The following is a 16031-nucleotide window of genomic DNA, read 5'->3' as shown; positions in this document are numbered from 1 at the left end:
CATGGAAGCTCCTTCCCCCCACCAGCACCAGACGGCGCAGCGCAAGGCCGAGGCGCTCATCGAGGCCCTGCCGTGGATCCAGCGCTTCGCCGGGACCACGATGGTGATCAAATACGGCGGCAACGCGATGGTCAACGAGGACCTGCGCCGGGCCTTCGCCGAGGACATCGTCTTCCTGCACCACGCGGGCATCCACCCCGTCGTCGTGCACGGCGGCGGCCCGCAGATCAGCCGCATGCTCGACAAGCTCGGCATCGAGTCCGAGTTCCGCGGCGGGCTGCGCGTGACGACCCCGGAGGCGATGGACATCGTCCGGATGGTCCTGACCGGTCAGGTCCAGCGCGAGCTCGTCGGCCTGATCAACTCGCACGGACGCTACGCCGTCGGCCTCTCCGGCGAGGACGGCGCGCTGCTGCGCGCGGCCCGCACGGGCACGGTCGTCGACGGCCAGGAGGTCGACCTCGGACTGGTCGGCGAGGTCACCGGCGTCGAGCCGGAGCAGATCGAGGACCTGATCGCCGCCGGGCGCATCCCGGTCATCTCCTCAATCGCCCCCGAGTTCGTCGGCTCCGAGCCGACCGGCGCGGTGCTCAACGTCAACGCGGACACCGCGGCGGCCTCGCTCGCCGCCGAGCTCGGCGCCTCCCGCTTCGTCGTGCTCACCGACGTCGAGGGGCTCTACTCGAACTGGCCCGATCAGACCTCCCTCATCTCGTCGTTGACCGCCTCCGAGCTGCGCGGCCTGCTGCCCAAGCTGGAGTCCGGCATGATCCCCAAGATGGAGGCCTGCCTGGCCGCCGTCGACGCGGGCGTCGGCCGGGCGGCGATCGTCGACGGTCGGCAGCCGCACTCGATGCTGCTCGAGGTCTTCACGACCGCCGGCATCGGCACGCAGGTCGTCCCCGACACGGAGGTGCTCCCATGACGGCCGATCCGCAGGCCGGGGTGCCTGCCGAGCTCACGCAACTGACCGGTATCGACGGCTCGCACGCGGCGGAGACGACGGCGGGCGACGAACTGCTCGCCCGGTATAGCGACTCGCTCATGGGCGTCTTCGGCACGCCGCAGCGCGTGCTCGTCCGCGGCTCCGGCGCGCTCGTGTGGGACGCCGACGGCAAGGAGTACCTGGACCTGCTCGCCGGCATCGCCGTCAACGCGCTCGGCCACGCCCACCCCTTGCTGACCTCGGTGGTCACGAGCCAGCTCGCGACTCTCGGGCACGTCTCCAACTTCTTCACGACCCCGACCCAGATCGCGCTGGCCGAGAAGCTGCTCCGCATCGCGGCGGCCCCGGCCGGATCCAAGGTCTTCTTCGCGAACTCGGGTGCCGAGGCCAACGAGGCCGCCTTTAAGCTCGCCCGCCGCAACGCCGGCACCCCCGAGCGCCCGCGGAACCGCATCATCGCGCTCGAGGACGCGTTCCACGGCCGCACGATGGGCGCCCTGGCGCTGACCTGGAAGCAGGCCTACCGGGCCCCGTTCGAGCCGCTGCCGGGCGGCGTCGAGTGGGTCCCGGCCGGCGACGTGGAGGCGCTGCGCGCCGCCGTGGACGACACCGTGGCCGCCGTCTTCATCGAGCCCGTCCAGGGCGAGGCGGGCGTGCGCGGGCACGACGACGGCTACCTTGCCGCCGCGCGGGAAATCACCCGCGACGCCGGTGCCCTGCTCGTCTTCGACGAGGTCCAGACAGGCGTCGGGCGCACCGGCGAGTGGTTCGCCTCCCAGACGGGCACGCCCGTCGTGCCCGACGCGATGACGCTCGCCAAGGGCCTCGGCGGGGGCTTCCCGATCGGCGCGCTGATCACGTTCGGCGAGGCGACGTCGTCGTACCTGTCGGCCGGCCAGCACGGCACGACCTTCGGCGGCAACCCGGCAGCCACCGCCGCCGCCCTGGCGACCCTGCACACGATTGAGACGCAGGGCCTGCTCGAACACACCCGCCGCGTCGGCGCCTTCGCGGCCGAGACCCTCGCCGGACTGGACTTCGTGACCGAGGTGCGCCAGTTCGGACTGCTGATCGGCGTCGACCTTGACGCCGATGTCGCCCCTGCGATGGTCCGGTGCGCCCTCGACGCCGGGTTCATCGTCAACGCGCCGGGCCCGCGCACGCTGCGCCTGGCCCCGCCCCTGATCATCACCGAGGAGCAGATCGCGGCGTTCGTCGCCGCCCTGCCCGGCATCCACGACGCGGCTCTGAAGGAGAACGCATGAGCACCCTGAGGCACTTCCTCGCCGACACCGACATCACCCGCGACGAGCAGGCCGAGATTCTCGACCTGGCGCTGGCCATGAAGGCCGACCGCTTCGCCTACCGGCCCCTGGAGGGCCCGCAGACGGTCGCCGTCTTCTTCGACAAGACCTCGACCCGCACCCGCGTCTCCTTCGCCGCCGGCGTCGCCGACCTCGGCGGCAACGCGCTCATCGTGAACCCGGGGGAGTCCCAGCTCGGCCACAAGGAGTCGATCGCCGACTCGGCCAAGGTGCTCTCGCGCATGGTTTCGACCATCGTGTGGCGCACGTACGCCCAGGCCGGCCTCGAGGAGATGGCCGCGAACGCGTCCGTGCCCGTGATCAACGCGCTCTCCGACGACTACCACCCGTGCCAGCTGCTCGCCGACCTGCTCACCGTGCGCGAGCACAAGGGCGAGCTGGCTGGACTGACGATGACCTACCTCGGCGACGCGGCCAACAACATGGCCGCGTCCTACCTGCTCGCCGGCGTCACCGCCGGCATGCATGTGCGCCTCGCCGGCCCCGAGGGCTACCTGCCGAACGACGACGTCGTCGCCGCCGGTCGTGCCCGCGCCGCGCAGACCGGTGGTTCCGTCACGATCACGACCGATGCCGCCGCTGCCGTCGCGGGCGCCGACGTCGTCGCCACGGACACGTGGATCTCCATGGGACAGGAGGACGAGAAGGAGGAGCGCCTCGCCCTCTTCGGCGACTATGCGCTGACCGGCGAGCTGCTCGCGGGGGCGTCCGAGTCCGCCGTCGTGCTGCACTGCCTGCCGGCCTACCGCGGCTTCGAGATCGCCGCGGACGTCATCGACGGCCCGCAGTCCGTCGTCTGGGACGAGGCGGAGAACCGCTTGCACGCCCAGAAGGCGCTCATGGCGTGGCTCCTGGTCCGTTCCGGTCTGGCCCCTGCCGAGGCGGCCGATCCGCAGGTGGTGAAGGTGCAGCGATGAGCACCGCCGCCCAGCCGACGACCAAGATCGCCCGCCAACAGCGGATCCGGTCGATCCTGGCGGTCGCGACCGTCCGCTCCCAGTCCGAACTCGCCGACCTGCTCGCCGCCGAGGGGCTGCAGGTCACCCAGGCGACTCTGTCACGGGACCTCGTGGAGCTCGGCGCTATCCGCGTCCGCGCCGAGGACGGCGGGCTGGTCTACGCGGTGCGCGCCGAGGGCGGGGACCGGACTCCGCAGACGGGCGTGAAGAAGGAGGTGCTCGACGCGCGGCTGGGGAAGCTGTGTTCCGAGCTGCTCGTCACGGCGGAGGCGAGCGCCAACATCGTCGTGCTTCGGACCCCTCCGGGCGCGGCCAACTTCCTGGCCCTGGCGATCGACCACTCGATCATCCCCGACGTGCTCGGCTCGATCGCCGGGGACGACACGGTCATGCTCGTCACGCGCGACCCGGCCGGCGGCGAGGATGTCGCCGCCCGCTTCCTCGCGCTGGCCGATCAGGGCTGAGGACAAACCCCGCGTTGCGGGCTATGCATAACTATGTACACTAGTGAATAAAGTTTCCGACCGCGCCACGGGCGCCGAGCGAAAGTAGGGGCGATGACCGAGCAGAACGGCAGCATCAAGGCAGCAGGAACCAACGAGGGTTCCCTCTGGGGCGGGCGCTTCGCCGGTGGCCCGGCGGACGCGCTCGCGGCGCTGAGCAAGTCGACCCACTTCGATTGGCGCCTGGCCAAGTACGACATCGCCGGGTCGCGCGCCCACGCCCGCGTCCTGCACTCGGTCGAGCTCCTGAGCGACGAGGAACTCGCGGGCATGATCGCCGCGCTCGACCAGCTGGAGGCCGACGTCGTCTCGGGCGCATACGTGCCAGCCCAGAGCGACGAGGACGTGCACGGCTCGCTCGAGCGCGGGCTGATCGAACGCGCCGGACCCGCCCTCGGCGGCAAACTGCGCGCCGGCCGTTCGCGCAACGACCAGATCGCCACGATGGGCCGGATGTTCATCCGCGACCACTCGCGCATCATCGCCCGCGGCGTGCTCGCCGTGATCGACGCGTTGATCGCCCAGGCTGAGGCACACCCCTACGCGCCGATGCCCGGGCGCACGCACCTGCAGCACGCCCAGCCGGTGCTGCTGTCCCACCACCTCCTGGCGCACGCCTGGGCCATGCTGCGCGACGTGCAGCGCCTGACCGACCTGGACCGCCGCGCCGCCGTCTCGCCGTACGGCTCGGGCGCCCTGGCCGGTTCTTCGCTGGGGCTGGACCCCAACGCCGTCGCCGACGAGCTCGGCTTCGACTCCGCCGTCTGGAACTCGATCGACGGCACCGCCTCACGCGACATCTTCGCCGAATTCACGTGGGTCGCCTCCATGATCGGCGTCGACCTCTCACGGATCTCTGAGGAGATCATCTTCTGGGCCACCAAAGAGGCCTCCTTCGTCACGCTCGACGATGCGTACTCGACGGGATCGTCGATCATGCCGCAGAAGAAGAACCCGGACGTCGCCGAGCTCGCCCGCGGCAAGTCCGGACGCCTCATCGGCGACCACACCGGGTTGCTCTCGACGCTCAAGGGCCTGCCTCTGGCCTACAACCGCGACCTGCAGGAGGACAAGGAGCCGGTCTTCGACGCGGCAGACACCCTCGAGCTGCTGCTTCCGGCCGTCTCCGGGATGGTCGCGACTTTGAAGTTCAACACCGCGCGCATGGCCGATTTGGCGCCGCAGGGCTTCGCGCTCGCCACCGACATCGCCGAATGGCTCGTCCGTCAGGGGGTCCCGTTCCGCGACGCGCACGAGCTCTCCGGCGCGGCGGTCAAGGTCGCCGAGACCCGCGGCGTCGAGTTGTGGGACCTCACGGACGAGGAATACGCCGCGATCTCTCCCGAGCTGACGCCGGACGTTCGCACGGTCCTCTCAACGGAGGGCTCGCTGAACTCCCGCAGCTCGCAGGGCGGAACCGGACCCACTGCGGTGGCCGAGCAGCTCGCCGCCCTCAAGGAGCAGGCGCAGCCGCTGCGCGTCTATGCAGCCGATAGCTGATCGTCACCCGCGCGACACCTCGGAGCCGGTAAAGTAGACGGGTGAATCAGCGACAAGAACCCATTTCCGACCTGCTCGACCGGCTCTCCGAGGTCGTCCCGGATTATCCGAAGCCCGGCATCTCCTTCAAGGATCTGACCCCGGTCTTCGCCGACGCGGCCGGACTGAAGCGGATCGTGGACGAGGTCGTCGCGCCCTTCGCCGGCGAGTTCGACGTCATCGCGGGTCTGGAGGCCCGCGGCTTCGTGCTCGCGGCGGCCGGCGCCTACGCGACCGGCACGGGGATGGTGACAGTGCGCAAGGCCGGCAAGCTGCCGCGGGCCGTGTTCACGGAGGAGTACCTGCTCGAATACGGCACGGCCGCCCTCGAGCTCCACACGGACGACGTCGCCCCCGGCACGCGCGTCCTGATCCTCGACGACGTGCTCGCCACGGGCGGCACCGTCGGCAGCGCGGTGAAGCTCATCGAGCGTGCGGGGGCGCACGTCGCGGGTGTCGGTGTCATCCTCGAACTCGAGGAGCTCGGCGGCCGGAAGCAGCTCGAGCCCCATCACGTCCATTCGTTGCAGCTCGTATAGCTTCTGCGCGTAGACTAGTCAGTCCACTTTCCGGCCGTGCACGCGATCGCGTCGCGCCGGACGCCAGCAGCTAGGAGACCACATGGTTGACGTGCCGACCTCGGCCAGCGAGCCGACCACTGCCGAACCCGGCCGTGTCGAGCTGGAGAACGAACGCGAGTACGTGGACGCGTTGTACACGCGCCTCGACGAGCTGCGGGAAGAGAAGACCGAGCAGCTGGCGAAGGTCCGCCGCATGGGCGCGATCGGCTCCCTGCAGAACCAGTCCGAACGCGACGCGTACGCGACGATGCACGAGGACCGCCTCGCCCAGCTCAACGCCGTCGAAGAGCGCCTGGTCTTCGGCCGGCTTGATCTCGACGGTGCCGCCGTCGGCGCCACGACCGTCGAAACCGAGGATGACGACGACGGTGTGGGCGCCACCCGCTACATCGGCCGTATCGGCCTGACCGACGGCGAGCAGCGCCGCCTGCTCATCGACTGGCGCGCTCCGGAGGCCGGGGCCTTCTACCAGGCGACGGCGTTCGAGCGGCTCGGCGTGCGCCGGCGTCGCCACCTGATCCTGCGCGGGCGCCACGTCGCGTCGCTCGAGGACGACGTGCTCGACGAGACGCTGTTGGACGAAGTGGAGGTGCACCAGGGCGAGGGTGCGCTGCTGGCGGCCCTGACCCAGCGCCGCACCGGCCGGATGGGGGACATCGTCTCGACCATCCAGGCCGAGCAGGACCGCATCATCCGCACGGACATGGCAGGCGTCGTCGTCGTGCAGGGCGGGCCCGGCACGGGCAAGACCGCGGTGGCGCTGCACCGCGCCGCCTACCTCCTCTACGAGCACCGGGAGCGGCTCAAGTCGGCCGGCGTGCTCCTCGTCGGGCCGTCGCACGCGTTCATGCGCTACATCGAGCGCGTGCTGCCGTCCCTCGGCGAGACGGGCGTGGTCATGTCGAGCCTCGGTGAGCTCATGCCGGGCATCGACGCCGGGGAAGAACTCTCGCACGACGTCGCCAGGATCAAGGGCGATTTGCGCATGGCGCAGGCCGTCAAGCGCGCGGTCGCCAACCGGCAGCGGCTGTTGGCCGAGGACCGGCGTGTCGTCGTCGAGGGCACCAACCTGACCCTGACCTGCAAACAGGTCAAACGGGCACGCGACAAGGCCCGCAGTACGGGCAAGCCGCACAACGAGGCCCGGGCGACATTCGTGAAGATTCTCGTGCGCGAGCTGGCCGAGCAGCTTCAGGAGCAGCTTGAGGAGTCGTCGGGTGGCGGAAACAAAGCGGACCGGGCGTATCTCGTGGAGGACGTGCGCTCCTCCGAGGACGTGCGGATCGCGTTGAATCTCTGCTGGCTTCCGGTCACCCCGCAGCGGCTCGTGAGCGAGCTGCTGTCCAACCCGGAGCACCTGGTGGCGGCCGCGCCGCACCTAAGCGCACAGGAGACGCTCGCGCTGCTGCGCCCGGCGGATGCCGCATGGACCGAGTCGGATGTGCCTCTGCTCGACGAGGCGGCCGAGCTGCTGGGCGAGCTCGACCCGAGTGCAGGCCGGGCCGAGGCCCAGGCGGCGGCGCAGCGCAAGCGCGACCTGGAGCTGGCGGAGAAGTCGGTGCAGTCCACGGACGAGATGCTGGCCGAGTACGGCCAGGACGGGCTCGTCACGGCGGAGGAGATTCTCGACTTCAACGAGGAGCAGGGCCCGAGCTACACCGCGGCCGAACGTGCCATGTCGGACCGCACGTGGGCGTACGGCCACGTCGTCGTCGACGAGGCCCAGGAGCTCTCACCGATGCAGTGGCGCCTGCTGATGCGCCGGTGCCCCATGAAGTCGTTCACCGTCGTCGGCGACATCGCCCAGGCATCGTCCGCCACGAGCACGACGAGCTGGTCTTCCGCGCTCGCCCCGTTCGTCGGAGACCGCTTCCAGCTGGAAGAGCTGACGGTCAACTACCGCACGCCGACGCAGATCGCCGAGGCCGCCGCCCGCGTCGCGCAGCGGGCCGGCCTGACGGTGTCGACCCCGAAGGCCGTTCGCGAGGGCGCCTGGCCACCGATCGTGGACCACGTGCAGGGTTCCGTCGTGGATGCTTTGCGTCGCGTCTTGCCGGAGGAGGTCGAAGCCTCCGACGGCGGGCTGACGGCCGTCATCGCCCCGCGCGACCTTCTCGACGCGGTGCGCGCCGTCGCCGTCGAACTCTTCGGCCGCCGCGTCGGCACCGGCTCCGGTGGCGTCGAGCAGGACATCGTGGTCACGACGGCCCGCGAGGCCAAAGGCCTCGAGTTCGACGTCGTCGTGCTCGTGGAGCCCGAGGCGCTGATCGCCGAAGCCGGGGGAGGACTCGGTGACCTCTACGTCGCCATGACGCGAGCGACGCAACGCCTGCGTGTTCTGGCAGCGGGCACGGTGCCCGACGGGCTCGAGGGCTGAGCAGCGCCAGCGGCGGGGCGCGGTACGGGACGGCTGACGTCCGGTACCGCGCCCCTGTCTTGTTTGCGGGCCGGTTTCCGGTCGAGCGGCACGGGACTGCTAAGTTAAACGCGTGTCACCGAGAGTAGAGAACGCCGCATTGGCGCAGCAGAAGAACGATCCGACCTTCGAGAACACCTGGCAGGAGCTCAAATGGCGTGGCGTGGTCCACGTGTCCACGGACGAGGCCGCCCTCGAGGAACTGCTGGCCGGTGACCCCATCACGTATTACGTGGGCTTCGACCCCACGGCGCCGTCGTTGCACCTGGGGCACCTCGTGCAGTTGCTCAACATGCGCCGCCTGCAGCTCGCCGGGCACAAGCCTCTGGGCCTCGTCGGTGGATCCACCGGTTTGATCGGCGACCCGCGCCAGACGGCGGAGCGCGTGCTGAACACCAAGGAAGTCGTCGCCGAGTGGGTTGAGAAGCTCCAAGGGCAGGTGGGTAACTACCTGTCCTTCCACGGGGGCAACGCCGCGCGGATGGTCAACAACTTGGACTGGACCGCTCCGCTGTCCGCCATCGACTTCCTGCGCGAGATCGGCAAGCACTTCCGTGTGGGCACCATGATCAAGAAGGAGATCGTCTCCGCGCGCCTGAACTCCGACGAGGGCATCAGTTACACGGAATTCAGCTACCAGATCCTGCAGGGCTTGGATTTCCTGCAGCTCTTCCGCGACTACGACTGCGTCCTGCAGACCGGCGGCTCCGACCAGTGGGGCAACCTGACCTCCGGCACAGAGCTCGTGCGGAAGGTCGAGGGCAAGTCCGTGCACGCGTTCGGTACGCCCTTGATCACTAACGCCGACGGGACGAAGTTCGGCAAGAGCGAGGGCAACGCCATCTGGCTCGACGCCGAGATGTGCTCGCCGTACTCCTTCTACCAGTTTTGGCTCAACACGGCCGACGCCGACGTTGCCAGCCGCCTCAAGGTCTTCACCTTCCTCTCCCGCGCGGAGATCGAAGAGCTCGAGTCCGTCACCGCGGAGCGGCCGTTCGCCCGCGAGGCGCAGAATCGACTGGCGTACGAGGTCACCTCCCTGGTGCACGGGGTCGAGGCTACGGAGAAGGTCGTCGCCGCCTCCCAGGCGCTGTTCGGCAAGGGAGACATCACGGAGTTGGACGTGGACACGTTGCGTGCTGCCACGGCCGAGCTGCCGAACGTCAGGGTGGCGGGGGAGCACACGATTGTGGACCTGCTCGTCGAATCAGCGCTCGTGCAGTCCAAGACCGAGGCGCGCCGAGCAGTCGGCGATGGCGGCGCCTACGTGAACGGGCAGAAGATCACCGATCCGGAAACCGTCATCGGTGCCGACCATGTGATGCACGGCCGGTACGTCCTGCTGCGTCGTGGCAAGAAGAGCCAAGCGATGATCGAAATCGCCAGCTAGCAGCAGCCACACGGCACGGCATGAAGGCGTCGGACGCGAATTCCCGAGATCACGGGAGCAGCGCCCGACGCCTTCTGTGTTGGAGGGGAGCTTGGCGGCCGCCGGGACGCCTACAGAATGCGCTGCATCCGCGTGATTCCGGGGTTCTCCATCGCCGCTGGCGTCGCGACACGCCCGGGCGTACAGGCCGTTTTGCGCAGTGGCGGGAACCTGTGTAAAGTATTTCGAGTCGTCGCGACGAGGACAGCGGAGATCGAAGAGATCACCGGCTGGGAATCATTGTTAGACGGCGGCTTTCCTTTCATTGTTCTTCCGGTTTCCTGCCGGGGTGTTTTAGCGCCCGGGAGTTGGTTTCCGAAAGGGGAATTGAATCCGGGAACGGCCGGGCGGATCACGCAGAGCGGATTTGCACGGCGGGAACGGATGAGGTAAGCTGGATAAGTTGCCGCGAATTGAGCGGATCGGCCGGAAAGAGGCTGGTTGGTGAAGCGTGTGTGTCTGTTGTTTGAGAACTCAATAGTGTGCCAAGTTTGTTGATACCAAATTTTATTTGGTGAATGGCTGTCCGGTTCGCACCCCCGTGTGGGCTTGGATGGCAATTTGCCAGGATTTTTGAACTGCGACGCGGGTCTTGTTTTCCCTTGATTCGTTGTCGTGTTTCGTATGTTTTTTACGGAGAGTTTGATCCTGGCTCAGGATGAACGCTGGCGGCGTGCTTAACACATGCAAGTCGAACGATGAAGCCCAGCTTGCTGGGTGGATTAGTGGCGAACGGGTGAGTAACACGTGAGTAACCTGCCCTCGACTCCAGGATAAGCCCGGGAAACTGGGTCTAATACTGGATATTCAATTTCTACCGCATGGTGGTTTTTGGAAAGGATTCTGGTCGAGGAGGGACTCGCGGCCTATCAGCTTGTTGGTGAGGTAATGGCTCACCAAGGCGACGACGGGTAGCCGGCCTGAGAGGGTGACCGGCCACACTGGGACTGAGACACGGCCCAGACTCCTACGGGAGGCAGCAGTGGGGAATATTGCACAATGGGCGAAAGCCTGATGCAGCGACGCCGCGTGAGGGATGACGGCCTTCGGGTTGTAAACCTCTTTCAGTAGGGAAGAAGCGAAAGTGACGGTACCTGCAGAAGAAGCGCCGGCTAACTACGTGCCAGCAGCCGCGGTAATACGTAGGGCGCAAGCGTTATCCGGAATTATTGGGCGTAAAGAGCTCGTAGGCGGTTTGTCGCGTCTGCCGTGAAAGTCCGGGGCTTAACTCCGGATCTGCGGTGGGTACGGGCAGACTAGAGTGCTGTAGGGGAGACTGGAATTCCTGGTGTAGCGGTGAAATGCGCAGATATCAGGAGGAACACCGATGGCGAAGGCAGGTCTCTGGGCAGTAACTGACGCTGAGGAGCGAAAGCATGGGGAGCGAACAGGATTAGATACCCTGGTAGTCCATGCCGTAAACGTTGGGCACTAGATGTGGGGGACATTCCACGTTTTCCGCGTCGTAGCTAACGCATTAAGTGCCCCGCCTGGGGAGTACGGCCGCAAGGCTAAAACTCAAAGGAATTGACGGGGGCCCGCACAAGCGGCGGAGCATGCGGATTAATTCGATGCAACGCGAAGAACCTTACCAAGGCTTGACATGGACCGGATCGGGCTAGAAATAGTCTTTCCCTTCGGGGCTGGTTCACAGGTGGTGCATGGTTGTCGTCAGCTCGTGTCGTGAGATGTTGGGTTAAGTCCCGCAACGAGCGCAACCCTCGTTCTATGTTGCCAGCACGTGATGGTGGGGACTCATAGGAGACTGCCGGGGTCAACTCGGAGGAAGGTGGGGACGACGTCAAATCATCATGCCCCTTATGTCTTGGGCTTCACGCATGCTACAATGGCCGGTACAATGGGTTGCGATACTGTGAGGTGGAGCTAATCCCAAAAAGCCGGTCTCAGTTCGGATTGGGGTCTGCAACTCGACCCCATGAAGTCGGAGTCGCTAGTAATCGCAGATCAGCAACGCTGCGGTGAATACGTTCCCGGGCCTTGTACACACCGCCCGTCAAGTCACGAAAGTTGGTAACACCCGAAGCTGGTGGCCTAACCCCTTGTGGGAAGGAGCTGTCGAAGGTGGGACCGGCGATTGGGACTAAGTCGTAACAAGGTAGCCGTACCGGAAGGTGCGGCTGGATCACCTCCTTTCTAAGGAGCAACTAGCATTCATGCCGGCATCCTCAGTGGTGTTTGGTGTGGTGTTCAGTGTTTGCCCGTTGCCAGCCCGGATGTGGTTGGGCGGGTGCTCAAGGGTGGAATATCAACGAATTATCGCCGCTTACTGGTGGCTGGTTGGTTCTCTAGTACGCTCTGGTCTTCGGATCGGGGTTGGAACGGTGCCGGCTGGTTGACGGTGGTGGTGTTTGGCACACTGTTGGGCCCTGAAGCAACAGGCCCTGGGGTACTGGTTCGCACCTTTTGGTGTGGGCTGGTGTCTTGGTGGACTGCTTGTTTTTTCCTTGCCTGGCCTAAGCATGCTGGTTCTACCGGGTTTTCCTGGTGGTGGGTGTGTGGTGGGGGTGAAGGGGTTGTTGTTTGGGAACTGCATAGTGGACGCGAGCATCTTGTATGCACGCATTTTTCCTCCTTCGGGGGGTGGGTGCGTGTTGCAATTTCTTTGATCTCAAAAAAACCTTTCATGGTTTTTCTTGATATAGATATAAAGCTCATTGCTTGACTGTTTGTGGTCAAGTTTACAAGGGCGCATGGTGGATGCCTTGGCATCGGGAGCCGAAGAAGGACGTGGGAATCTGCGATAAGCCTGGTGGAGTCGATAACCGGACGTTGAGACCAGGATTTCCGAATGGGGAAACCCCGTACAGTGTCATGCTGTGCGACTCGCATCTGAACACATAGGGTGCGTAGAGGTAACGCGGGGAAGTGAAACATCTCAGTACCCGTAGGAAGAGAAAACAACAGTGATTCCGTGAGTAGTGGCGAGCGAAAGCGGATGGGGCTAAACCGATTCATGTGTGATAGCCGGCGGGCGTTGCATGGTCGGGGTTGTGGGAGCATCAAGTATCCGTTCTGCCGGACGGGTGTGGTGAGGTGTAGACGTATAGGCGAATCGGTTTGAATGCCGAATCAGAGAGGGTGAAAATCCCGTAGCCGTAATGCGTACTGCCGCCATTTTGGTGCCACCCGAGTAGCACGGGGCCCGAGAAATCCCGTGTGAATCTGCCAGGACCACCTGGTAAGCCTGAATACTACCCGATGACCGATAGCGGATAAGTACCGTGAGGGAATGGTGAAAAGTACCCCGGGAGGGGAGTGAAATAGTACCTGAAACCATGCGCTTACAATCCGTCGGAGCCGAGACTGCGGTCTGGTGACGGCGTGCCTTTTGAAGAATGAGCCTGCGAGTTAGTGCTGTGTCGCGAGGTTAACCCGTGTGGGGAAGCCGTAGCGAAAGCGAGTCTGAATAGGGCGTTTGAGTGGCACGGTCTAGACCCGAAGCGAAGTGATCTACCCATGGCCAGGTTGAAGCGACGGTAAGACGTCGTGGAGGACCGAACCCACTTCAGTTGAAAATGGAGGGGATGAGCTGTGGGTAGGGGTGAAAGGCCAATCAAACTTCGTGATAGCTGGTTCTCCCCGAAATGCATTTAGGTGCAGCGTTACGTGTTTCTTGCCGGAGGTAGAGCTACTGGATGGCCGATGGGCCCCAACAGGTTACTGACGTCAGCCAAACTCCGAATGCCGGCAAGTGAGAGCGTAGCAGTGAGACAGTGGGGGATAAGCTTCATTGTCGAGAGGGAAACAGCCCAGAATGCCGACTAAGGCCCCTAAGCGTGTGCTAAGTGGGAAAGGATGTGGAGTTGCTGAGACAACCAGGAGGTTGGCTTAGAAGCAGCCACCCTTGAAAGAGTGCGTAATAGCTCACTGGTCAAGTGATTCCGCGCCGATAATGTAGCGGGGCTCAAGTACACCGCCGAAGTCGCATCATTCAGTCATACACATTAGCCTTCGTGGTTCAGTGGACTGGATGGGTAGGGGAGCGTCGTGTAGCGAGTGAAGCCGCGGTGGAAACCAGTGGTGGACGCTACACGAGTGAGAATGCAGGCATGAGTAGCGAATGACGGGTGAGAAACCCGTCCGCCGAATGATCAAGGGTTCCAGGGTCAAGCTAATCTGCCCTGGGTGAGTCGGGACCTAAGGCGAGGCCGACAGGCGTAGTCGATGGACAACGGGTTGATATTCCCGTACCAGTGAAGAACCGTCCCTACTGAACCGGTGATGCTAACCACCTCAAGCACCATAGACTGCCCTTCGGGGCGGCGTTGGTGGGCGACGTGGGACCCGAACCGGGGAAGTCAGCGTATTAACAGGTGTGACGCAGGAAGGTAGCCGGGCCAGGCAATGGAATCGTCCTGGTCCAAGGGTGTAGGCCGTCTCGTAGGCAAATCCGCGAGGCATTCAGGCTGAGACCCGACAGGCGCCCACGTAAGTGGGTGATCCGGTGATCCTATGCTGCCAAGAAAAGCATCGGCGCGAGGTTCTAACTGCCCGTACCCCAAACCGACACAGGTGATCAGGTAGAGAATACTAAGGCGATCGAGAGAATCATGGTTAAGGAACTCGGCAAAATGCCCCCGTAACTTCGGGAGAAGGGGGGCCTGCCTCGTGACCGCCACTTGCTGGCGTGAGCGGGTGTGGGCCGCAGAGACCAGGGGGAAGCGACTGTTTACTAAAAACACAGGTCCATGCGAAGTCGCAAGACGATGTATATGGACTGACTCCTGCCCGGTGCTGGAAGGTTAAGAGGAGCTGTCAACACTTCGGTGTGAAGCGGTGAATTTAAGCCCCAGTAAACGGCGGTGGTAACTATAACCATCCTAAGGTAGCGAAATTCCTTGTCGGGTAAGTTCCGACCTGCACGAATGGAGTAACGACTTCCCCGCTGTCTCAACCATGAACTCGGCGAAATTGCAGTACGAGTAAAGATGCTCGTTACGCGCAGCAGGACGGAAAGACCCCGAGACCTTTACTATAGTTTGGTATTGGTGTTCGGTGCGGCTTGTGTAGGATAGGTGGGAGACTGTGAAGCGGGCACGCTAGTGTTCGTGGAGTCATCGTTGAAATACCACTCTGGCCGTACCGGATTCCTAACTTCGGACCATGATCTGGTCCAGGGACAGTGCCTGATGGGTAGTTTAACTGGGGCGGTTGCCTCCTAAAGAGTAACGGAGGCGCCCAAAGGTTCCCTCAGCCTGGTTGGCAATCAGGTGTCGAGTGTAAGTGCACAAGGGAGCTTGACTGTGAGAGCGACAGCTCGAGCAGGGACGAAAGTCGGGACTAGTGATCCGGCGGCACCTCGTGGAAGGGCCGTCGCTCAACGGATAAAAGGTACCTCGGGGATAACAGGCTGATCTTGCCCAAGAGTCCATATCGACGGCATGGTTTGGCACCTCGATGTCGGCTCGTCGCATCCTGGGGCTGGAGTCGGTCCCAAGGGTTGGGCTGTTCGCCCATTAAAGCGGTACGCGAGCTGGGTTTAGAACGTCGTGAGACAGTTCGGTCCCTATCCGCTGCGCGCGCAGGAAATTTGAGGAGATCTGTCCTTAGTACGAGAGGACCGGGACGGACGAACCACTGGTATGTCAGTTGTACCGCCAGGTGCACCGCTGATTAGCTACGTTCGGAAGGGATAACCGCTGAAAGCATCTAAGCGGGAAGCCCACTTCGAGATGAGATTTCCATACACTTTTTGTGTGAGAGGCCCCCAGCTAGACCACTGGGTTGATAGGCGGGACGTGGAAGCGAGGACTAAAGACTCGTGAAGCCGACCCGTACTAATAGGCCGACAACTTACACCACAAACACCACCACCCACGCTTCAATTGTGGGAGTTCTGGTGGCATGATTGCTACGCGTCCACTATGCGGTACCGAAACAACAACTTTTGTTTCGATGTAACCGAATAACCGCCATGTGCCCGTCCCCTTGTGGGTGGGTGGGTGGCACCACGATGAAAGATCGTGGCCCAGGTTTTCCCCCGACAACATGCCTTCGTGTGTGTGACTGGTGGGTGCTAGGGTTACGGCGGTCATAGCGTGGGGGAAACGCCCGGTCCCATACCGAACCCGGAAGCTAAGACCCACTGCGCCGATGGTACTGCACTCGGGAGGGTGTGGGAGAGTAGGTCACCGCCGGACACTCATTGATAAGCGAGGGCCGGAACAACTGCGATGTTGTTCCGGTCCTTGTTTCGTTAACAGGAAAGTTCGTCTTCGTGAGTAGGGCAACAGCTCACGCGCGCTCCTGGCGACGAGAGTCTCGGCAGTCTCGTCTAGAATTGTCTGAGTCGAAGAATTCATGACTGGTCGG

General features: G+C 64.2%; 8 protein-coding genes and 3 rRNA genes. All 11 read left to right on the top strand.

What is annotated here, in order from left to right; translation table 11 throughout:
* Position 1: 1 nt before the first annotated feature.
* The 11 genes from argB (at position 2) to rrf (ending at position 15859) form a co-directional block, all read left to right on the top strand.
* Positions 2-925: an acetylglutamate kinase gene (gene argB / locus EV380_RS06975; RefSeq protein ID WP_102158161.1), complete on the top strand. Its 924-nt coding sequence runs from the start codon at positions 2-4 to the stop codon at positions 923-925.
* Positions 922-2211 carry an acetylornithine transaminase gene (locus EV380_RS06970; protein ID WP_130450288.1) on the top strand — a complete coding sequence of 430 codons (1290 nt, stop codon included), beginning with the start codon at positions 922-924 and terminating at the stop codon, positions 2209-2211. The genes argB and EV380_RS06970 overlap by 4 nt, the downstream gene beginning before the upstream one ends.
* Positions 2208-3188: an ornithine carbamoyltransferase gene (gene argF / locus EV380_RS06965; RefSeq protein ID WP_130450287.1), complete on the top strand. Its 981-nt coding sequence runs from the start codon at positions 2208-2210 to the stop codon at positions 3186-3188. Before EV380_RS06970 ends, argF begins: the two co-directional genes overlap by 4 nt.
* Positions 3185-3694 carry an arginine repressor gene (locus EV380_RS06960; protein ID WP_102158164.1) on the top strand — a complete coding sequence of 170 codons (510 nt, stop codon included), beginning with the start codon at positions 3185-3187 and terminating at the stop codon, positions 3692-3694. Before argF ends, EV380_RS06960 begins: the two co-directional genes overlap by 4 nt.
* A gap of 93 nt (positions 3695-3787) precedes the next feature.
* On the top strand, positions 3788-5233 hold the full coding sequence (gene argH, locus EV380_RS06955; RefSeq protein WP_130450285.1) for an argininosuccinate lyase: 1446 nt from the start codon (positions 3788-3790) through the stop codon (positions 5231-5233).
* Positions 5234-5274: 41 nt separating this feature from the next.
* Entirely contained in the window at positions 5275-5811 is a 537-nt protein-coding gene (locus tag EV380_RS06950) for an adenine phosphoribosyltransferase (RefSeq protein WP_102158166.1), read from the top strand.
* 82 nt (positions 5812-5893) lie between these two features.
* Positions 5894-8230 (top strand): HelD family protein, encoded by a 2337-nt coding sequence (locus EV380_RS06945; RefSeq protein ID WP_130450283.1) that lies wholly within the window; start codon positions 5894-5896, stop codon positions 8228-8230.
* 112 nt (positions 8231-8342) lie between these two features.
* Positions 8343-9659, top strand: a complete 1317-nt coding sequence (tyrS, locus tag EV380_RS06940) for a tyrosine--tRNA ligase (RefSeq protein WP_130450281.1) — start codon at positions 8343-8345, stop codon at positions 9657-9659.
* Positions 9660-10328: 669 nt separating this feature from the next.
* A 16S ribosomal RNA gene (locus EV380_RS06935) occupies positions 10329-11852 on the top strand.
* A gap of 537 nt (positions 11853-12389) precedes the next feature.
* A 23S ribosomal RNA gene (locus tag EV380_RS06930) occupies positions 12390-15521 on the top strand.
* Between the two features lie 221 nt (positions 15522-15742).
* Positions 15743-15859 (top strand): 5S ribosomal RNA (gene rrf, locus EV380_RS06925).
* Together the 16S, 23S and 5S rRNA genes form the textbook arrangement of a ribosomal RNA operon.
* The last annotated feature ends 172 nt before the right edge of the window (positions 15860-16031 follow it).

It is taken from the genome of Zhihengliuella halotolerans (genome assembly GCF_004217565.1).
In the GTDB taxonomy this organism is placed as follows: Bacteria; Actinomycetota; Actinomycetes; order Actinomycetales; family Micrococcaceae; genus Zhihengliuella; species Zhihengliuella halotolerans.
The sequence above is the reverse complement of the archived record's forward strand: the minus strand, read 5'-3'. Positions and strand labels throughout refer to the sequence as shown.

Bases quoted from the DNA above. Each gene is read 5' to 3' on its own strand.
- argB (WP_102158161.1), top strand. From the start codon at position 2: ATGGAAGCTCCTTCCCCCCACCAGCACCAGACGGCGCAGCGCAAGGCC.
- EV380_RS06970 (WP_130450288.1), top strand. From the start codon at position 922: ATGACGGCCGATCCGCAGGCCGGGGTGCCTGCCGAGCTCACGCAACTG.
- argF (WP_130450287.1), top strand. From the start codon at position 2,208: ATGAGCACCCTGAGGCACTTCCTCGCCGACACCGACATCACCCGCGAC.
- EV380_RS06960 (WP_102158164.1), top strand. From the start codon at position 3,185: ATGAGCACCGCCGCCCAGCCGACGACCAAGATCGCCCGCCAACAGCGG.
- argH (WP_130450285.1), top strand. From the start codon at position 3,788: ATGACCGAGCAGAACGGCAGCATCAAGGCAGCAGGAACCAACGAGGGT.
- EV380_RS06945 (WP_130450283.1), top strand. From the start codon at position 5,894: ATGGTTGACGTGCCGACCTCGGCCAGCGAGCCGACCACTGCCGAACCC.